At 52.5% G+C, this 19873-nt stretch carries 15 protein-coding genes and 1 tRNA gene; 11 read left to right on the top strand and 5 right to left on the bottom strand.

Going from position 1 to position 19873, the window contains the following annotated elements; genetic code table 11:
- Window positions 1-29: 29 nt before the first annotated feature.
- Complete coding sequence (locus tag ABL922_RS00865) at window positions 30-1493, bottom strand: TolC family outer membrane protein (RefSeq protein ID WP_349022316.1); 1464 nt, start codon at window positions 1491-1493, stop codon at window positions 30-32.
- Window positions 1490-2134 carry a protein-L-isoaspartate O-methyltransferase gene (locus ABL922_RS00860; protein WP_349022315.1) on the bottom strand — a complete coding sequence of 215 codons (645 nt, stop codon included), beginning with the start codon at window positions 2132-2134 and terminating at the stop codon, window positions 1490-1492. Before ABL922_RS00860 ends, ABL922_RS00865 begins: the two co-directional genes overlap by 4 nt.
- A gap of 267 nt (window positions 2135-2401) precedes the next feature.
- Here ABL922_RS00860 and ABL922_RS00855 point away from each other — a divergent pair.
- A tRNA-Cys gene (locus ABL922_RS00855) sits at window positions 2402-2475 on the top strand.
- Between the two features lie 46 nt (window positions 2476-2521).
- On the top strand, window positions 2522-3502 hold the full coding sequence (locus ABL922_RS00850) for an aldose epimerase family protein (RefSeq protein WP_349022314.1): 981 nt from the start codon (window positions 2522-2524) through the stop codon (window positions 3500-3502).
- Here ABL922_RS00850 and galK read toward each other — a convergent pair.
- The 3 genes from galK to ABL922_RS00835 all read right to left on the bottom strand — a co-directional run bounded on the left by galK (window position 3489) and on the right by ABL922_RS00835 (window position 6831).
- Entirely contained in the window at window positions 3489-4661 is a 1173-nt protein-coding gene (galK, locus tag ABL922_RS00845) for a galactokinase (protein ID WP_349022313.1), read from the bottom strand. The genes ABL922_RS00850 and galK overlap by 14 nt on opposite strands.
- Entirely contained in the window at window positions 4658-5689 is a 1032-nt protein-coding gene (locus ABL922_RS00840; protein ID WP_349022312.1) for a UDP-glucose--hexose-1-phosphate uridylyltransferase, read from the bottom strand. Before ABL922_RS00840 ends, galK begins: the two co-directional genes overlap by 4 nt.
- 434 nt (window positions 5690-6123) lie before the next feature.
- Entirely contained in the window at window positions 6124-6831 is a 708-nt protein-coding gene (locus ABL922_RS00835) for a hypothetical protein (protein ID WP_349022311.1), read from the bottom strand.
- A 778-nt stretch (window positions 6832-7609) separates the two neighbouring features.
- On the opposite strand from ABL922_RS00835, the gene ABL922_RS00830 reads away from it, so the two are divergent.
- The 9 genes from ABL922_RS00830 to ABL922_RS00790 all read left to right on the top strand — a co-directional run bounded on the left by ABL922_RS00830 (window position 7610) and on the right by ABL922_RS00790 (window position 19785).
- Window positions 7610-9133, top strand: a complete 1524-nt coding sequence (locus ABL922_RS00830) for an exopolysaccharide biosynthesis polyprenyl glycosylphosphotransferase (protein WP_349022310.1) — start codon at window positions 7610-7612, stop codon at window positions 9131-9133.
- Between the two features lie 66 nt (window positions 9134-9199).
- A complete protein-coding gene (locus ABL922_RS00825) occupies window positions 9200-10471 on the top strand; it encodes an oligosaccharide flippase family protein (protein ID WP_349022309.1) in 1272 nt (423 codons plus the stop codon).
- 34 nt (window positions 10472-10505) lie between these two features.
- On the top strand, window positions 10506-12404 hold the full coding sequence (gene asnB / locus ABL922_RS00820; RefSeq protein WP_349022308.1) for an asparagine synthase (glutamine-hydrolyzing): 1899 nt from the start codon (window positions 10506-10508) through the stop codon (window positions 12402-12404).
- Window positions 12405-12435: 31 nt separating this feature from the next.
- On the top strand, window positions 12436-13275 hold the full coding sequence (locus ABL922_RS00815) for a class I SAM-dependent methyltransferase (RefSeq protein WP_349022307.1): 840 nt from the start codon (window positions 12436-12438) through the stop codon (window positions 13273-13275).
- Window positions 13276-13649: 374 nt separating this feature from the next.
- Entirely contained in the window at window positions 13650-14525 is an 876-nt protein-coding gene (locus ABL922_RS00810) for a hypothetical protein (protein ID WP_349022306.1), read from the top strand.
- 54 nt (window positions 14526-14579) lie between these two features.
- A complete protein-coding gene (locus ABL922_RS00805; protein WP_349022305.1) occupies window positions 14580-15671 on the top strand; it encodes a glycosyltransferase family 4 protein in 1092 nt (363 codons plus the stop codon).
- 10 nt (window positions 15672-15681) lie between these two features.
- Window positions 15682-17853 carry a bi-domain-containing oxidoreductase gene (locus ABL922_RS00800; RefSeq protein ID WP_349022304.1) on the top strand — a complete coding sequence of 724 codons (2172 nt, stop codon included), beginning with the start codon at window positions 15682-15684 and terminating at the stop codon, window positions 17851-17853.
- Between the two features lies 1 nt (window position 17854).
- Window positions 17855-19021 (top strand): hypothetical protein, encoded by a 1167-nt coding sequence (locus ABL922_RS00795; protein ID WP_349022303.1) that lies wholly within the window; start codon window positions 17855-17857, stop codon window positions 19019-19021.
- Complete coding sequence (locus ABL922_RS00790) at window positions 19018-19785, top strand: WecB/TagA/CpsF family glycosyltransferase (RefSeq protein ID WP_349022302.1); 768 nt, start codon at window positions 19018-19020, stop codon at window positions 19783-19785. The genes ABL922_RS00795 and ABL922_RS00790 overlap by 4 nt, the downstream gene beginning before the upstream one ends.
- Window positions 19786-19873 lie beyond the last annotated feature (88 nt).

The raw sequence follows: 19873 nt of genomic DNA, 5'->3' as shown, positions 1-19873 counted from the left end.
CAACGCCCCTAATTGCCCCATTGATTCCCTTAATATTTGGGAAGTGGCTCTATTTCTGCTTTTTGAGCTGGTGTGTCAACCGTGCGGGTGGCTTTGGCGGTGGGGTCGGGTTTGGACGACCAGTCGTTCCAACTGCCTTTGACCGCATCATATTCAGCGACAGGATCATAGAGCGGGCCGCCTTCGAGACCCAGATCGCGTGCTTCGGCGCGGCCCATAGCAGCAAGCAGCGAGAAGCCCGCGACATAGGCGTTGCGCCGTGCGGTGACGAGCTGGACCTTGCTGTTGAGCAACTCCTGCTCGGCGTTCAAAATGTCGAGGATTGTGCGGTTTCCGACGCTGTTCTCGGCGCGGGTGCCTTCGAGCGAGAGTTCATTTGCCGATACCGCGCGCTCGGAGGCGACGATTACATCCTGCGACGCCTTCCAGCTGGCATAGGCAGCACGGGTCTGTGCGATGGCTTCGCGTTCTGCCGCAATTTCCTGCTCGATTGCCTGCCCCATCCGCGCCTGTGCCTGGCGGATCTGGGCAGCAGGTTGGCCGCCCTGATAGAGCGGTAAAGTGGCGCGCACACCAACCTGTGCCGAGGTCGAGGTCTTGTCGAACGGAGCCAGAGCACCCGAATCGATGCTGCCGAAATTGTTCGAATAGCTGCCCGAGCCAAAACCGGTCACCTGTGGCAGACGGCTTGCTTCTGCACCTCTGCGGTCAAAGCGCGCGGCATCGCGCAGTTCCTTGGCGGCAATCAGGTCCGGATTGTTATCCAGCGCAACACCTACCGCCGCATCAGGCGATTCGGGCAGATTGGGGAGCGGTGGAGGTGCTTCGAGAGCCTCGGGCGCCTTGCCGACCAACTGGATGTAGATTTCTTTCGAGCGGATCAGGTTGGCGCGCGCGGCCTCCATGCTGCTCGTTGCCAGTGCGAGCCGCGCTTCGGATTGCGCGACGTCGGTGCGAGTCAGATCGCCAATCTCGAACCGGTCGCGCGTGGCTTCCAGATTGACCTGCAGCACGCCAACTTGCGCGCGGTTCAGTTCAACGATCGCTTCGTCGCGAATCACATCCATATAGGTGCCAACCACGGCCGAAAAAATCGCACTCTCGGTTGCGCGCAATCCGGCGATCCCGGCATCTACCCTGTTCTCGGCTGCACGCACCGCGTTTTTGACAGCGCCGCCCAGATAGAGCGGCACGGTGACATCGGCACGCCCGTTCAGCGTCCGGTCTGGCGTGAAGTTGGTGCCATCCGAGCGGGGGAACAGTTCGCTATAGGTTGCACTGCCCTGCACATCGGGTCGGCCGTTGGCCTTGGCAATCGGCACCCCCTCGTTCGTCGCCTTCTGTCCCTCACGCGCACCCGTCAGTGTCGGGTTGGTCTGATACGCATCCGCCAACGCACCGCGCAGCGTGTCGGCACGCGCGGGGGAGGCCAAAATCGTCGCAGCTGTCGCAGCAAGCATAAGTGCGCGAACGGTCACCATTCTATCGCTCAAAACACGAATTCCCGTGCGCGTTCAAAGCCTGGAAGCGAAGCGACTTCCGTATCCGCAAAGGCGCGCAACGCAACATGTCCGCCATGTTTGGTGCCGACGGCGAGGCGCCGCACTGGCCCTTCGGCCAATCCGGCGACGATCCGGCCACCCTCTGCCAACTGCGCTTCGATGGCGGCGGGCAACTGCTCGACCGCGCCATCGATGACGATGACATTATAGGGTGCGTCCTTGTCGGCGCCTTCGCCGAGGCCGCCTTCAACGAGGTTGAGCCCCGCGACATTCGTGCGGGCAGTCTTTGCCAGGTCCGCATCCGATTCGACCGCAACCAGCTTTCCGGCGCGACCCGATAGCAAAGCCGCCATATAACCTGTCCCTGCGCCAATCAGCAGCACATTGTCGCTGTCCGATACCTCTGCAATCTGCAGCATCTCTGCCGTCGCAAGCGGCGGGTTGAGCATGCGGCCATTGCCGAGCGGAACCGAACGATCAAGATAGGCAAAGGCTTCCTTACCCGCCGGCAGGAAGTTTTCGCGTGGCAGTTCGCCCATCGCTTTCACGATCCAGGCTGTGGTGATGCCGTTGGTACGAAGCTGGCTGTCGACCATGTGCCGACGGGTGGTTTCCGATTGCGCTGACTGCATAAGACTTTCCGCTGCCGCTATATTCTGGCTCGATTGTTTCTGGCACAACTGTATTGCCGTTGCAATACAGCCTTTGATTTCCCTTCTAGTCAGCGCAATCGCAAAGTCCAAGCCGCTTTCGGACAAACGGCCGATTTTGCCATGCCAGCGGCATCGCTTTCTATCCCGCCTGTTGCCAAATGGTCGCGAATCGGATTGCAAAGCGCAAATCCAGTCGCTAGGGACGCGCTCCTGCACCACATGTGACGCTTTTCTGTCGCAGCGAGAGGCCCGATGGCGGAGTGGTGACGCAGAGGACTGCAAATCCTTGCACGCCGGTTCGATTCCGGCTCGGGCCTCCATTAAAATGCTGTCGCAAAAACGCGATGTGCGTGGCACAGATCGGAAATGTCTGACACTGCAATAGCCTTTGATGCCCTAGGTGCACGCGTCACCGCCTTTCGCTTTTCGCACCTCGACGACAACGCGGTCGACATTGTCGTGGGGCCAGCAAATAGTAACGCAAGGCATCAAGACTGGACCTATTTCGGTGCGGTAGTTGGTCGGGTAGCAGGGCGCATCGCAAAGGCGTATTTCGACCTCGATGGTGTCGCATATAAACTTGAGGCAAATGACGGACGTAATCTGCTTCATGGGGGGCAGAAAGGATTCAGCAGCCAAATATGGACGCGTGACCCGCTTGGCGACTGTTCGGCGGATCAAATCCGCTTTACCCTGAAGAGTCGAGATCTACATCAGGGGTTTCCAGGCGAGGCTGAGGTTTCGGCATTCTATAGCTGGGAGGCCGACAATTGGCTGGAGCTGGAAATCACGGCCACCACGTCGAAGCCGACCCCATTGAATCTGACCCAACATATCTACTGGAATCTCGGCGGACCGAACACCGAAACGATTAGCGACCATCTATTGCAGGTGCATGCTGAGCGGTTCCTGCCGGTTCACGAAGACCTGCTTCCGACTGGTGAACTGCGTTTAGTAGAGCGAACACCTTTTGATTTTCGAAGTCCGCGCCCAATAGGCGAATGCCTCGACAGCTGCGATCCGCAAATTGCGATTGCGAAGGGCATCGATCATTGCTGGGCCTTAAATGGCATCGGATTTCGCGAAGTCGCAATATTGTCAGACCCGCACAGTCGAAGACAGATGTCGGTATGGACCGATCAGTCGGGGTTACAAATCTATACCGCCAATCATTTGGGTGATGGGCAGATCGGCAAATGCGACCGACCATATCAAAAGCACGCAGGCATCGCGTTCGAGACGCAAGGCTTTCCCGATGCTCTGAACCATCCGCATTTTCCAAGCATCATCGTCCGGCCCGGTGAGCTGTACCGCAATCGAACGCGGTTCGTTTTCACAAATGAATGACAGTCGCACCTTGTGCCGGCGTGATGACCGTTTGCAGGGGTGACTCCCGGCCGACTTTTTCCCAATATGCGGAAAGCCCGTCATAAACGGCGTCGATTTTGCCTTCCAGACAGATGGCGACTACACAGCCGCCAAATCCGCCGCCGGTCATCCGCGCGCCGCCTTCGCCGCCGAGCGAGCGGGCGATGTTTTCAACCAAGCTGTCGATTTCGGGGAGGGTGATTTCGAAGTCGTCGCGCATCGACTGGTGCGATGCCCGCATCAGGCGCCCGATTGCGGCGTAATCACCGATGGCCAAGGCCTCTGCCATTTCCAGAGTTCGGACGTTTTCGGTGACGACATGGCGCGCTCTGCGAAAGGTTGTTTCGTCCAGCCCATTCCGGTCAGAAATTAAGCGGGTTTCATCGAGATCGCGCAGTTCGGCGACGCCATAATGCCGGGCAGCTGCCTCGCATTGCATGCGCCGTTCATTATAGGCGCTGTCGACCAATCCGCGTTTGACGCCCGAATGTATGATCAGGATGCGCGCGCCATCGGGCATCGGAACAGTCTGGTTTTTGACCTTGCCGCAATCGATGAGCAATGCGTGGTCGGCTTCGCCATAGGCCGATGCCAACTGGTCCATCAGCCCGCATGAGCAGCCGACAAATTCATGCTCCGCCCATTGGGCTATTCGTGCGAGCTTGGTCCGGTCCGGATCGTCTTGACCGACCAGCGCCGACAAGCCGAGCGCCATGGCGATCCCCAGCGAAGCCGATGAGGACAGACCCGCGCCTTGCGGAACGTTGCCTGTGATCGCCATATTGGCGCCGTGCACGGGCAGACCGAACGCCAGTGAACCTGCGACAATTCCGCGCAGGTGATTTTCCCATTCGCCTAGGCCAAGTGGTGTGATGGCATCCCCGCCGATTGCGAAGTGATCCGTTGCATTGTCCAAGTCTAGGGCAACTGCGGAAATCTCGGGCGCGTTGCTCCGCCCCATGGCAATCGCGGTTCCATAGGGGATCGCGCAGGGAAGAACGAAGCCGCCATTATAATCAGTATGTTCACCGATCAGATTGACCCGCCCCGGTGCATAGGCAACGAGGTCTGGCTCAGTGCCAAAAGAGGCGCGATAGCCGGTAACTGCTTTGTCGATCAAAGCCTGATTGTCAGTCATACCCGAAAATGCTCCGTCGATTGCTCGCGCAGTTTTTGTGCCGCCTGTTCCGGAGTCAGGTCGCGCTGCGCATCGGCCAGCATTTCATAGCCGACCATGAACTTGCGGACGCTAGCCGATCGCAGCAGTGGCGGATAGAAATGCGCGTGCAATTGCCAATGGGATTGATCTCCGTCGAGATAGGGCGCGCCATGCCAGCCCATCGAATAGGGGAAGCTGCAACGGAACAGATTATCATAGCGCGTCGTCAGTTCGCGGAGCGCCAGCGCCAAACTGTCGCGTTGCTCGTTATCCAGGTCCTCGACCCGTCGAATGGGGAAGCGGGGCAACAATAGCGTTTCAAAGGGCCAACTCGCCCACCATGGGACGATAGCCAGCCATTGCTCGGATTGCACGACAACCCGCGGCCCATCGGCTTCACGCTCGGCCGTCTCTAGCAACAGATTCTGTCCCTTGTCCCGCAGCCATGCACGTTGCTGTGCATCTTCGATCGCGGGCTCGTCGGGAAGATGGCTGCTCGCCCAGATCTGGCCATGCGGGTGCGGGTTCGAACAGCCCATTGCCGCGCCCTTATTCTCGAACAATTGAACCCAGATATGGTCGCGGCCAAGCTCCGCGCTTTGCTCTGCCCAGTTGTCGATGATGGCGCGCAATTGATCAGGCGAAAGCTCGGGCAGGGTTTTCGAATGATCGGGTGAGAAGCATATCACCCGGCAGGTTCCCGACACGAGTTCCTGATGGAACAGATTGTCTGCGGAAACCGTGGGCGAGTCGACTGGTGCGAGCAGGGCCGGAAAATCGTTGTCGAATATCCATACGCCCGCATAGTCGGCATTCACGTTGCCATTTGCGCGCGTCGAACCGGGGCACAGATAACAGGACGGATCGTGGGATGGACCGCTTTCGCTCGATACTTCATCGAGCTGGCCGAGCCACGGTCTCCGGCTCCGCTGCGGTGATACCAGCACCCAGCGGCCCGTCAGCGGATTGAACCGCCGGTGGGGTGATGTGGAAGGCATGTCGTTCATTCCGGTCGTTCCATATGCTTTTCTATCCCATCCGCCCTGCTTTCAAGACAATCACCTTCGGTGGTATAACGCGTTTCGCAGGCACAATCGCTATGCATAGGTATTAACGCGACACGACCGGTTTGGTGGTGGGCCCTCACTGACGGAGAATTCAGCCAGCCAACGCTTGCGTTTCCTATTCCGCAGGCAAATCCATTGCTTATCGGAAAGGACTTTGAATGCTTGGAACGTTCTTCAGTTGAGTGGCAGAAATAGCCTTGAAAGTCCCGCGACAAGCGGGACCAAGAATTCGGAGTTGCCCATCGCGATTTTGCCGGGACGAGTGGTTTTGATGCTGCCTGGCAAGTGATCGATATTTTGCCGATACAAGGTTAGGAGCTTAGGTCTGTTCGCGCCAGGCGACTGCGGTTACGCGCTGAAAAACAGTTTTGCGATCAACGCGGGTACATGATTTCTTCCAAGCCAATACAGTCAGCCGTTCGGTCTGGCAAAGTTAGCCGACGCGGACGCAATGGCTGTCCGGTTTGCAAATAAACCTGGCAACGTCCGCACGAAAGTGAATAAGGCGACAAAAATTGGTACCCTACCTCTACTCCGATCAATCGCCGGGCGCCGGGGGAGATGAAGGAGCCGCCAAATTCGATCGCGGGAATCGCTTCGTTGATATATTTACGGTCGAGCATATTGACGGTAAAGGCGGTTAGGTTCCAGTTTTCGCCTTCAAGTCCAAAACGAAGGTTTAACGCGCCAAAAGTGTTACGCTTCGCCGCGCTGTAATTGGCATTGCCGACAAACCAGGGAAGTGCGAGTGCCGAGATTGGCAGCAGCTCGCTAAAGTTCGTCGCGCGGGTCTGGCCCTGGACGGTGGGGTTGCTGCTGCCCGGAGCGTTGTACAACTTACGTCTGACGCCCTGTCCGAGATCGGCACCCAAGCTTACGCCGACCGATCGGTCGATGTGCAAGCCGTAGACTCCCGATTGCCAGTTCAGCGGCCTATAGCCCGTCGAGGCCAGACGGACTTCACCTTTGATGTCCTTCTGGTTACGAATCTGGAGTTGTGTGCCGTCGCACGTGGTCGGGCTATAAGCACCGAAAGTCGAACCGGTTGCTGGAGCGAAGGTGAATGGTGCCGATTTGTCCAATGAAGCCCGGTGCGTTCACCGGGAACCCTGTGAGCGCCACCGTGGTCGCAATGCACTGGTTCTGGACGGCCAGATTGGTGGCATTCGCAGGTGTGCCCAGTGCTGGCGAGATGTACCGTGCAAAGTCGGCTGAAGTGCCGTCTGCTGTCAGACTCTGGCCGACATCCGAATACAGCGCCCGTGCGGTAAGACGGGTAGAGACTAAATTATGCTCCAGCTTCGGAAGAGGGGCTGCTGAGCAGCGAAGACAGTGAAAGTGGCATGCTTTATTGGCTGGGGCTAAGCTATGCATTGAGGGGGGTCATGGTCGAACAACGACCAAATGAGGAACAAGTCCAGATCCGGGTTTCCGAAACGCTAGTGCTAGGATTGACTGGTCTGGGGGTATCAGTCGAAAAGATCCGGCAGATCAATGAGTTCCACCGCGGTTCGATTCAAGACTGAACAGCCAAGCCCCAAGCGGGGCCGAACTGCTGTTTCGCCCTGTTGGATAGTCCCGCAAGCGCGGCTTTTATAATTGGAATAGCATCAATAATGTGGTTGGCCGTCTAGCTCGATACAAACAAAGTGCCAAGACAAAATTCAATAAAATAAATGCTTACTGGAAGCCCCACGTTTGATACTGGCATTTTTACCGACCGCAAGATATGTGGCGCGTGTCAAGAATTTGTAGTCAAAGCGACTGAGGCCATATCAAAGCTCAATTTTACAATTGGTGCTGCAGGTAAGTCATAGTGACGGTGAAGCGCTTGCCGCTCTCTACGTATTTGGAATAAAAATGAATAAAGATACAATACAATATTCACAGCGCAAAAAATATAACGATGAAATATCGATGCGAAACAAAAATATGTATTCTGATGATGGGATACATAAAGTATTGCTCAATCATCGAAAGCTAACCAATCTACGTGCTTCATTAATACTGGCTTTTGACCTTGCTGCACTATTTCTATCTATGATATTTGGCGCGATAACGGCTTCGGCTATCAGAAATATTTTACTAGATTCGGCTTCAGTATTTAAATTAAGTGAAGTAAATTTAACAAATATAGCAATTATAGTTTCTCTGGATTTCATATTACTTATATGGTTTCTTGCAAAAGGAAGATATACCAATAGAGATCCGTTATATAAACATACACTTATATCGATAAAGGGCACTACATTTGTTCTTTTAAGTATCGGTTTCCTGCAATATTTGTTACGAGATGAGGTGTCTAGGCTCTGGCTTGTCTCCACATCACTCTGGACCGGCCTGTTCCTCGCCGTATCGTGGTGGTGTGCAGCTACAGCCATGCGCTGGATCGGCATTTGGGCGACTCCGCTCTTTGTCATCGGTTCGGCGAAAAAGGCGACAGAAATCGAACGAATGTGCACAGCGCAACCCACGCTGGGCTACAGGCTGTTTGAAAAACTTGATTCGAGCATTATCGAGCAAAGTGACGAAGCACATGCGGCGCTCATACAAAACTGCGCCATTGCTACTGGCTATCAGGAATTCGAGATTGTTGTCGCTCCCGAAGTAGAGCAGCTTAACGATGCACTGCGCCTGTCTCGGTCGCTTGAACTTGCCGGGATCGGTAACGCGCTTCATTTGCCGCTGCAATCGCTTCCTTTATCCCAACTGCGACAGATCAGTCCGTTTGGATCCAACACAGTTCTGCTGGTAAAATCCAACAACCTCTCAAGACGCTTAAGCAAGTTGCTTAAGCGTCTGATAGATTTGAGTCTCGCCATTGCGATTCTAATTGTGAGCCTTCCCATCCTAGTACTCGTCGGCCTGGCCATCAAAAGCGACGGGGGGCCGATTTTTTATCTTAGCGAACGCATCGGCCAGAACGGGGATAGTTTCCCGTTTGTAAAATTCAGGTCCATGCACCGCAATGCGGAAAAGAAATTGGCAGCACTCCTTGCAAGCGATCCGGAGCTAGCCGCTCATTTCGCGGTTTTCTTGAAGCTGCCTAACGACCCCCGAGTGACGCCGTTTGGACGATTTCTGCGGAAATACTCGATCGACGAACTGCCTCAGCTGCTCAATGTTCTCGCAGGGCAAATGAGTCTCGTGGGACCCCGCCCGATTCTGCCGAACGAAATTGAACTTTACAAAGAGCTTAGTTTTTACACATCGGTTCGTCCTGGAATAACGGGCTTGTGGCAAATAGGCGGCCGATCCCATTTGTCGTTTGATGACCGGATTGCGCTGGACGAATGGTATGTCCGTAACTGGAGCGTTACCAATGACTTCGTTATTTTGGCCAAAACTGTAAGGGTTGTCCTGACAGGGCAAGGTGCCTACTAACGGCGCATTAACCGTGCATCAGGCGCTTTTGCCAATAATCTCAGCTGATCGACTGCCATCTGCCTAATGAATCTATTCGCCAAAATGCGTCAGGTAAGGGATTCTTCCCTAGTACAAAATGCGTTCGTCCTCACAGTGTTGCAGGCGAGCGGAAATCTGGCGCTGCTTATCACCTTGCCCTATCTTACGACCACTCTCGGCCCGCATGAATGGGGAAGGGTCGCCTGGATGCAGGTTATACTGGGATATTTCGTTATTCTGGTTGATTGGGGTTTTTCGTGGCATGGAACGGCTCATATTGCGCAGCTTCGCTCTGACATTGGCGTTCGCTCCAGAGCCTTTTTTTCCGGCTGGGCCGTACAGTGGATCGTTACGGCAGCGACAATCATCCTATTTGTAATCCTGCACAATTTTGCGGATTTTTATGCGCGATTCCGGGATTTCACAATCTGGAATTGCTTGTTCGTAATTTCGAGCATGCTTTTCCCGGGCTGGTTTCCGGGCGGGCTTGAACGACTGCGGGAAGTTGCTCTGGTTCAATTCGCGGTCCGGGCCGGATCGGTGCCGCTCGTTTTCATTTTGGTGCGCGGAACCGGCGATGGCCCGCTGGTGATAGCGTCGCTGGCAATCGCGGCTTGTATCAGCGGTGCTTTGGGCTTGCTCTGGATTTATCGCAACGTCGAAATCATTTGGGAAATGCCGACAAGGGCGGAATTTCGAAAGCAGCTGATTGCCGGGGGAAGCGTTCTGCTTTCCCGGCTGTCAATGACACTCTACACGACGATTATTCCTACTATTCTTGGGGTAATGATTTCTGCAACAGCAGTGGGCCACTATATGATTGCCGATCGCATAAGGAGCGGCATCGTGTCTCTGCTAAATCCTATTGCTCAAGCCTTATTGCCAAGGATGAGTTACTTGTATAAAGACAATAAAATCGATGCTTTTAAATTAGTTGTCAAATCAGGCTTTATATTGCTGCCAATGACAGCAATTATGGGAGTATTTATATTTATTTTCTCGGACTTGATCATTGATTTGATGGGTGGAAAAGATTTTAGAGAATCTTCATTAATATTAAAATGGTTTGCATTTTTACCACTAATTTCAATGATTTCCAATATAGTCGGAATTCAGATACTTATTCCCAATGGACTCTCGGGAACATATAATAGAATATTGTTCTCGACTGGCATATTTGGACTCGTTTCGGCGATCTTCCTTATAAAATATTCTGGAGCTCTTGGTGCCGCGATTACCATGTTTATTTCCGAGATCCTGATTGCCTTGTTTCTTTCATTTTACATATCCAGAAATCGCAAAGCGTTCTTCGGGTAGAATCGAATAGCATGAGCATGATCGGAGACAATGAATGTGCGGTATAGTAGGGGCCTGGCGCCTGCCGGTGAATCAGAGTCAGCGAAGTTCGGCGCTGAACGCGATCGCGCATCGCGGTCCGGACGCTTCGGAATGGCTGGAACTCGCTGCATCAGGGGGGGCGGTCAACCTCGGCCACAGGCGCCTGTCGATCATTGATCTGAGCTCGGCTGCAAACCAGCCTTTCAGGAAAGACGGCCTAGCAATTATATACAATGGCGAACTATACAATTTCCGGGAAATACGCGCGGAACTGGTGAGCTTTGGCGTCAGCTTTCGTACGAATTCAGACACCGAAGTCATCGTCGAAGCGTTTCGGAAATGGGGGGATGATTGCTTCCGGCGGTTTCGCGGAATGTTCGCCCTTGCGATCTACGACGAAGCTAAAGAGACGCTGATCCTCGCGAGGGATCATTTCGGAATCAAGCCGCTTTATGTTTATCGGGGTCCAAATGGGTCACTGGCATTTGCGTCGGAACTCCGTGCGTTGTTCGCCATGGGGGGGCCCAGGAACGTGAACCCCGATGCTATTTCGGCATCGATGCTACTGATGTTCGTTCCGGAATCGATCTGCGCGTTCAAAGATTATGAAAAGCTGCCAGCCGGGTCGTTCCTGAAAGTTGATGCGGGCGGCATAGAAATCCGCCGCTTCTGGAATCATGAATCGTTGATCTTACAAGAAAACCGACGAGACAATTGCTCGATCGAGAGGTTAAGGTCGGTCATCGAAGATTCGGTGGCGGCCCATATGACGGCGGATGTGCCGGTCTCGACTTTTTTGAGTGGCGGACTGGACTCGAGCATTCTGACAGTCCTAGCCAAGCGGCACAATCCGCAACTCGAAGCCTATACAATCCGCGTCGCTGAAGCCGATCTGGCGCTGGAAGGAATGCCTCAGGATATCCACTACGCCCGCAAATTGGCGAAGACGCATGGCATTCGCCTTCACGAAATTGAAGCTACTTCCGACATTGCAGAGTGGCTGCCGAGGATGATGAATACTTTGGAGGAACCGATATCTGACCCGGCCACCGTAAATGTGATGATGATATGTGAGGCGGCCAGACAGGCGGGGGCCAAGGTATTGCTTTCCGGGATGGGAGCGGATGAAATCTTTGGCGGATATCGGCGGCACCAGGCGATGATGCTGGCCCAAAACTATCGGAGATTGCCACAATTCCTGAAATCAGGCGTTGGGGTGGTGGCAGACGCCTTACCCGTGGCTGCGTTCGGACGCGCATTGACGCCCGTTCGATGGGCCAAGCGCTTTCTCTCATTTGCCGACTCTGGATCGGAGGCAGACGCTTATCTGCGTAGCTACTCTTATTATGATACCGAAACGCTGTCAGCACTTACCAACGGGCAGGCCGATCGTGTCCTGGACCTTCTGGCGCGGGAGCATCGCGAGCGTTTTGAATACGCGGTTGCGCACGATTTACCTACTAAGATGAATTTTGCCGATCTGCACTACTTCCTACCCGGCCTGAATCTGGCATATTCGGACCGTGCAAGCATGTATGCGTCAACCGAAGTGCGAACCCCTTTCGTCGATGTTGAAGTTGCCAAAGCTGCATTCCAGATCGGCGGTGATCGCAAGACAGACATGCGCAGAACCAAGATAGCGTTGAAGCAGGCGGCTGAAGCCTGGCTGCCCGACGAGATTGTCTATCGGCCCAAGGCCTCATTTGGTGTCCCGTTGCGGTCATGGATGCGCGGCCCTCTAGCCGAGCGGGTGAAAGCAATGGCCAGCGAAGGGAAGCTCGTCGACCTTGGATTTATCGATCGGGAACGAACTCAAACAATGCTGACAGAGTTTCTTGAGAACAAGTTCGATTGGTCCTATCAGCTTTGGCACTTGCTGGCGCTCGAAACCTGGGTGGACCAAGCTCAATAACATTACTGACAACAAAGAAGTTGGAATTTTTATGAACGAAGCCGAAGTCAGACAGTTTTGGCAGGCTCATCCATGCGGGGACAATTTGCTCAGTCGTGCTGATTTTGCCGCGCTCGAGGAGTTTTTCAGCGAATATGATCGCTTCAAGTACGATCTCGAACCCCACATTCCGGCCTGCCTCGACCAACTCGGACTGGATGGTCAGAAAATACTCGAAGTCGGGCTAGGACAAGGTGCGGAAAGCGAACAGATCGTACGCCGCGGCGGCGTCTGGACGGGCCTAGATCTAACCGATGAGGCTGTTGCGCGCGTCAAGGCGCGGCTCGACCTGCGCGGGCTGGGTTATGACGCTGTTGTCCGTGGGTCGATCACCGAGGCACCGTTCGCGGATAACAGCTTTGACATGGTATTCAGCCATGGCGTGCTGCACCATGTCCCGAAAATCGAAAAGGCGCAGCAGGAGATCCATAGGATATTGAAACCCGGTGGTCGGCTTGTCGTGATGCTTTATGCGAAATACTCGCTGAACTATCTTGCGGCGATTGCGATTGTGCGTCGGCTCGGGCTGCTCGCGATGGCGGCGACGGGTGCGAAAGGCCAGGGCATCTATGCGCAGCATCTGGAAAACGCGCGCAAAATGGGTCTTTTCAAATATTTGAAGCTGCAAAATTTCATACATGCCAACACCGACGGGCCGCTTAACCCGTACAGCAAGGTATATTCGCGCAATCTGGTGGAAAAGGATTTCCCCGATTTTGCGATCACGCGCACCTATAAGCGGTTCATGCACGCACCGCCTTTGCCGGTGCGGTGGATGCCGTTTGAGGATCAGCTCGGATGGCACCTGTGGGTTGAGATGGTTGCAAAATGATGGCGACCGCAAGGGCCGACCGTTTTCATCATGTACACTTGCCAGTCGCCCGTTTCCAAAATGGACTCGGACGCCTCTCATTTTATGACTATTCAGCATGTGCTATTTCCGTCATTACACTGGTCAGCTCGAACTTCTGGAAAGTTCAGGGGCCAGCGATACTATTCGCGTTCATACTTTTTTGCATGTCTTACGTTGTCTACTCAGCGATAAGGCGAAATATATTTTATAAAAATATAATTTTGTTTCTTTTTTCGTTAGTTGGATCCATATATTTGGCTCTCTCATGGTTTGATTTCCTTCCCGGAGAACCTGAGTTTTTTCTACAAGACTACGTTTTTAGAATGGGATATTTTGTTGCAGCAATATATCCCATGACAGCAATGTTTTATGCATTGTTTTGTATTCTAAGAAAGAACGACATGTTCACAATGTTTTCCTATATTTCTATTACTGGATGCATTGTTTCTGTAGTCGCACTTTACCTATTTCCTCCATATGACGGTCATTGGCTGGTTGAAGGGAGTCAGATTTCTTTTGTAGATACAGTATATTCCAATGTTAACTATACAATAACGAACATAACAATTCTTTTATTGTGGTCGGTATTTTGGATTTTCCGCAATAACAAGGCTCTGATTGTAATGTTTTTGCTATTTTTGTCGTCGTCTGCATCGGCGCAGATGCTTCTGTTCAGTATCTTAGCATTGGTCGTATGGAGCGTGAATCAGCCAGCCAAGGTCGTAAAGCCTATTGCCCTCCTCATTGTTTTTGGTTTCCCGTTCAGTGCTATTCTCATGGTTGTTTTCGGTCAACAATTGGGAATTGATCCAAATACGATACACAGGGCAAAATGGTGGACCGAAGCCCTGCTGGCAATGCTGGCGAACGGGGGAATTGGATTAGGCTTCGGCGCCGACAGCACGACAGATTTCATCGTTGAAGATCGATTTCATATGCTCGGGAAATGGGGTCAGCTTCCTATTCACGTGATCCACAACGACTTTGTGTATTCGTTTTATTCAATGGGCGTGATTGGCGGCGTACTGCTACTGCTCTATCATTTTCGCAGCCTGATACCGAGTATTTCGGTTGATAGAAATATTAATAGGCATCTTTCGCTCATTTTTCTGACAATATGTCTAACGACTAGTGTGAACTCAGCTTTTGTCAGCCCTACAATATTTGTAGGTTTGTGTTTTTTGTACGGATACCTTCAGAGCATGTCCAATCGAACTTTGTCGAGTTGATATAATATGCATTCCCGACCTAAAGTATTGTCACTAGTGCAAGTCCCGCCGCCGATGCATGGCGCAGCCTCTATAAATTCAGAGGTTGTCAATTGTACGTATCTGAACGATATATTCGAACAAAGCTATGTTGCTATACAACTTAGTTCTAAACTTCATGAAGTTGGATATTTTTCTATTTACAAGATATGGCGTGCATTTTTCAATATAATTTTAACGACAAAGGCCATTCTAAATAAAAGGCCAGATATGGTGTATTTTGCGATGCCTCCTCATGGCGGCGGGTTCTATGCATCTGTACCATTGGTACTTCTATTAAAAATATTTCGCTTGAAAATACTCTACCATTTTCATGGAAAGGGGTTCGATAACAATGCGCGTAGTTCCAAAATTTATCGAACTCTCATTCGGTGGGCGACAGCTGGGACTGCGTCTATTCTGTTATCAGATCGTTTGAAATCGGATGCAGAAAGTTGGGTCCAAAGCGAAACTATATGGTTTTTGCCAAATTTCGGCCCAAATGTTGCGCAAATAGAAGCGGTATCAGAAGACGGCGTCCCCCATATTATTTTTCTGTCGAACTTGGTGGAGTCCAAGGGACCGCTGGAGTTGTTGGAGGCGCTTCAATTGCTGAAATCACGGGGAGTGAAATTTAAAGCAACGTTTGCTGGAAACCCTCACCCTCCGATCACTTACGAAGGCTTCCTTGCCAATATTAAGGCAAAAGGGTTGAGTGACGTCGTTTCCTTTGGGGGTCCGGTATATGGGGAAGAAAAGGATAAGTTGCTTCGATCAGCTGACGCACTGGCTTTACCTACCCGGTATCCAAATGAGGCTTTTCCGCTCGTTGTGCTCGAAGCAATGGCGTATGGATTGGCTGTCGTTGCAACGCCAGAAGGCGCGATCCCCGATATGGTGGAGCATGGCGCCAACGGCTTTCTTGTTGAATCCCGAGATGTATCTGGCTTAGCGGATAGTTTGCAGCAGTTGATTTGCAATCCGACGCTTCGGACGAAAATGGGCGCAGAGGGGCAAAAGAAGATTGTCGAGCGATTTTCGAGAGATGTTTTCAACAAACGGATGGGCGAGATATGGGCCGAGTTGATCAGCAGCCCGCTGCCACATCGTTCAAAATCAAGACATTGAGAGATTAATTGTGAAGCAAGTAACCCAAACCCTTTCGACCGGCCAGATCGAGGTGAGCGACGTGCCGGTTCCGGCCCTGAGGGACTCCTTTGTACTCGTCAGGAATGTGGCTTCGGTTATCAGTGCCGGCACTGAAAAGACCAAGATAGACATGGGCAAGAAGAACCTTCTTCAGAAGGCGAGGGCTAGACCGGATCTGGTCAAACAGGTGCTGAAGAAACTGCAAACCGAAGGCTTGAAAAAGACCTACCAGACGGTGAGCACCAGACTGACGGCGCCGTCTGCATTGGGATATAGTTGTGCTGGTACTGTAATCGCGGCAGGCGGGATGGTCGAAGGCCTGCAACCTGGAGACCGTGTAGCCTGCGGTGGAGCCGACTATGCCAACCATGCCGAATTTGTCGCCGTTCCGAAGAACCTTGTCGTAAAGTTACCCGATAACGTCAGTGACGAAGCAGCAGCATTCACGACCGTTGGAGCCATCGCGATGCAGGGCGTTCGCCTTGCCGAACCAATGTTGGGCGAGACTTTTCTCGTAATCGGTTTGGGCTTGCTTGGACAGATTGCGGTCCAGCTTTTGCGCGCGAATGGTTGCAACGTCATAGCCAGCGATCTGGATCAGTCGCTTGTCGAACGGGCCGAAGCCTTTGGCGCGGTTGGCATTGGCAGTGGAGCAGATACCGAAGCGGTCTGTCTGGCGAGGACGGCCAATCAGGGTGTTGACGGTGTTTTGATATGTGCCGGATCCAGCAGCAATGCGATCATCGAGATGTGTGGTCGCGTCGTAAGGCAAAAGGGCCGGGTGGTCGTGGTCGGCGCGGTGCCGATGGATATTCCGCGGCAAGAATATTTCATGAAAGAGATCAGTGTCGTGATCTCCCGCTCCTACGGGCCAGGGCGATACGACCCGCGCTATGAAGAGCAAGGCCATGATTATCCAATCGGTTATGTGCGCTTCACCGAGAAACGGAATATGGAATCCTTTCTTGATCTGGTTAGCCAGGGGAAGGTCGACGTTGAAAGTCTGATAACGCATCGGTTTGCGGTTGAAGAAGCGGCGCGTGCATATCAACTGATCGAGGGCAAGAAGACCGAGCCTTATATCGGCATCATTCTGGTTTACGATTGCGAGAAGAAGCTCGCGCCAACGGCATCCATCGCCTCTGCTTACGCGAGCCAGAGTGCGAAGGATGGAATTGCCTTGTCATTCTTTGGTGCTGGTAACTATGCCACATCGACGCTTTTGCCGCCGATAAAGGCGCACAACCGCGCCACTTTGCACGGTTTGCTGACATCCAGCGGCAGGTCTGCACAAGGCGTGGCCCAGCGGTTCGGCTTTGGCTTTTCGACGGATCAGATTGACGACCTTTTGACCGACGAAACCGATGCATTGGTGATCACATCGCGGCACGATACGCATGCGGGCACAGCGATTGCAGCCCTGACCGCAGGGAAGCATGTCTATGTTGAAAAGCCGTTGGGCCTATCCGTAGAGGAGCTGATCGCCGTAAAATCTGCGATGATTTCACGGCCCGAATGCCAATTGATGGTGGGATTCAACCGGCGATTTGCTCCAGCCACCTTGATTCTGCGCGAACATTTTGCCGGCGTCGACAGTCCGTTGGTTGTAACGATCCGGGTGAACGCAGGCTCAATTCCTTCTGACCATTGGATCCAGGATCCTGAAGCTGGCGGCGGCAGGATTATTGGCGAGGCTTGCCATTTTGTCGATCTTGCCGCTTCGCTTGTGGGGGAACGCATCACAAGCGTATTTGCCAAAGGAACCGCTAAAGCCGAGAAGTCCGCCTTGCTCAACGACAATTGCTGCATCACGCTAGCATTCGCGAACGGAAGCATTGCGACGATAGTTTACACCTCAGACGGTAACAGTGCATTGGCAAAAGAGCAGGTCGAAATGTTTGGCGGAGGAAAGGCTGCTCAGATTGATGATTTCAAACAAGTGCGACTTTTCGGCGGAGGATCACCCCAGAATCGGCGACTTTCAACACAGGATAAAGGACAGGCCAGCATGGTCAAAGAATGGCTGAGCGGTTTGGACAGTGGTCAACCCTGCGTCCACCCAGCTGTATTGCTCAATTCAAGTCTTGCGACGGTTCTGGCGGTTGAGTCGATGATGGTCGGCATGCCGATGATAGTTGATAACCAGCTTCTGGGAGCATGACTTGGTCGACACTATTGAACGTAATCAGCAACTTCTGCACGCAATTCAGGCAGATGACTATGCGGGCTATGATCCATTTGACATGCTCAATAGCCGAATATTTCGAGCCACACCGCTCTACAAAAGTAGCCTACTGAGGCTTGCAGTTTTGCAATTTGGCAAAAAGTCGCCGATAAATTTCCGAAAGTTGCTGCTGGTGCCCAAGGCTCGCAACCCGAAGGCAGTCGCGATTTGCGTTCTGGGTTTGGTCGAAGATTTCCGACGAACGGGTGAGGCTATCTATATCGACGAAGCGCTGCGATTGGGCCAATGGTTGATCGAAAACAGAAGCGATCCGGCTGAGTGGCATAACGCATGCTGGGGCTACCATTTTGATTGGCAGGCGCGTGCTTTTTATGTGCCCCGCGGCAAGCCTAACATCATTACAACGGTATATGTCGCGAAGGCACTGCTTGCATTAGGTGAAGCGAGCGGGATCACGGCGCTGTCCGACTATGCTGTGGATGCTGCAAACTTCATCCGCCAACATCTGTATATTCCAAATGGCGGCGAGCCGTATTTTGCATACATTCCCGGTGAAAAAGCACTTGTGCATAATGCCAGCCTGTGGGGTGCTGCCTGGTGTTCGGTCGCTGCCAGAATATGCGGCGACAATGATTTGCAGGAAATGGCGCACGCGGTTGCGACAACGTCGGCCGTCGCCCAGTCAGATGATGGTTCATGGGAATATGGCGCGGCATCGCACCACCGTTTCGTCGACGGATTCCATACCGGATACAATATCGAGGCGCTCGATTTATTGCGAACGCAAACCGGAATCCGAGATTTCGACGAAGCGATCAGAGCAGGATTCTCATATTACAAAAATAACTTCTTTACCGAGGAAGGGATTGCAAAATACTACAACAACAATGTCTATCCAATAGATATGCACAGTTTTGCCCAAGCGATATTGGTATTTTTGAAGATTGATGGATATAGGAAAAATTCCCAGATCATCGATGGAATGATAGAATGGGCGTATAGAAATATGCTGTCCCGAAAAACTGATATGTTTTTCTATCAAAAATTAAAATTATACACAAACAAAGTTCAGTATATAAGGTGGACACAGGCTTGGATGTACTATTCAATCGCATGTTATAATCGACATCTGGACTCGAAATGAAGAGAATCGAAATTCTTGGATGCCCAATGGACGTGGCGACGATCGGTGAAACCAGCGATGTCATAACAAATGCCATAAAAGCAGACCAGTTTATCCAGCACGTCGTTGTTAATGTTGCAAAGCTGGTGAATATGAGATCGGATTCGGCGCTCGACCGTTCGGTCAGGGAATGCGATATTATCAACATTGATGGTATGGGGCTTGTATTCGCCGCGCGGCTTCTCGGATATGACGTTCGTGAAAGGGTTGCAGGCATTGACCTGTTTCATCGGCTGGTCGGAGAAAGCGCTGTTCAAAATATGCCTATTTTTCTGTTGGGTGGGACCCAGGGTGTTGTCGAAAAGGCGGCATCCAATATTGAAATTTCATACCCTAACGTACGCATAGCGGGCATTCATCACGGATATTTCTGGGATGACGAGCCTTCAGTGGTCAAGCTGGTTCGTGACAGCGGTGCGAAGCTATTGTTTGTCGCCGTCACGTCACCCAAGAAGGAAAATTTCATTGCCCGATGGCAGGCAGAGCTGGGTGTAAACTTCGTCATGGGCGTTGGCGGGACATTTGATATACTGGCCGGAAAAATCAACCGGGCACCATTTTGGATGCAATCGATCGGAATGGAATGGTTGTACCGCCTTCTTCAGGAACCCGTTCGATTGTTTGGGCGCTATGCACGGACTAACGGAATTTTTGCACTGCTCTTGGCCAGAGAAATGCTTCTCGAAAGACGCGCACCGCGCCACACTAATGGCCCGGAGACATAACATTACTAGAACTCAACGCCAATGTGCTTGCTGGCCACAGGAAAATCGGCCAAATAGCAGAGCCTTTTTACCCATTTTAGTTTGTTAC

Source organism: Sphingorhabdus sp. (assembly GCF_040079335.1).
Classification (GTDB): Bacteria; Pseudomonadota; Alphaproteobacteria; order Sphingomonadales; family Sphingomonadaceae; genus Sphingorhabdus_B.
The sequence above is the reverse complement of the archived record's forward strand: the minus strand, read 5'-3'. Positions and strand labels throughout refer to the sequence as shown.

Bases quoted from the DNA above. Each gene is read 5' to 3' on its own strand.
- ABL922_RS00860 (WP_349022315.1), bottom strand. From the start codon at position 2,134: ATGCAGTCAGCGCAATCGGAAACCACCCGTCGGCACATGGTCGACAGC.
- ABL922_RS00850 (WP_349022314.1), top strand. From the start codon at position 2,522: ATGTCTGACACTGCAATAGCCTTTGATGCCCTAGGTGCACGCGTCACC.
- galK (WP_349022313.1), bottom strand. From the start codon at position 4,661: ATGACTGACAATCAGGCTTTGATCGACAAAGCAGTTACCGGCTATCGC.
- ABL922_RS00840 (WP_349022312.1), bottom strand. From the start codon at position 5,689: ATGAACGACATGCCTTCCACATCACCCCACCGGCGGTTCAATCCGCTG.
- ABL922_RS00830 (WP_349022310.1), top strand. From the start codon at position 7,610: ATGAATAAAGATACAATACAATATTCACAGCGCAAAAAATATAACGAT.
- ABL922_RS00825 (WP_349022309.1), top strand. From the start codon at position 9,200: ATGAATCTATTCGCCAAAATGCGTCAGGTAAGGGATTCTTCCCTAGTA.
- asnB (WP_349022308.1), top strand. From the start codon at position 10,506: ATGTGCGGTATAGTAGGGGCCTGGCGCCTGCCGGTGAATCAGAGTCAG.
- ABL922_RS00815 (WP_349022307.1), top strand. From the start codon at position 12,436: ATGAACGAAGCCGAAGTCAGACAGTTTTGGCAGGCTCATCCATGCGGG.
- ABL922_RS00810 (WP_349022306.1), top strand. From the start codon at position 13,650: ATGACAGCAATGTTTTATGCATTGTTTTGTATTCTAAGAAAGAACGAC.
- ABL922_RS00805 (WP_349022305.1), top strand. From the start codon at position 14,580: ATGCATGGCGCAGCCTCTATAAATTCAGAGGTTGTCAATTGTACGTAT.
- ABL922_RS00790 (WP_349022302.1), top strand. From the start codon at position 19,018: ATGAAGAGAATCGAAATTCTTGGATGCCCAATGGACGTGGCGACGATC.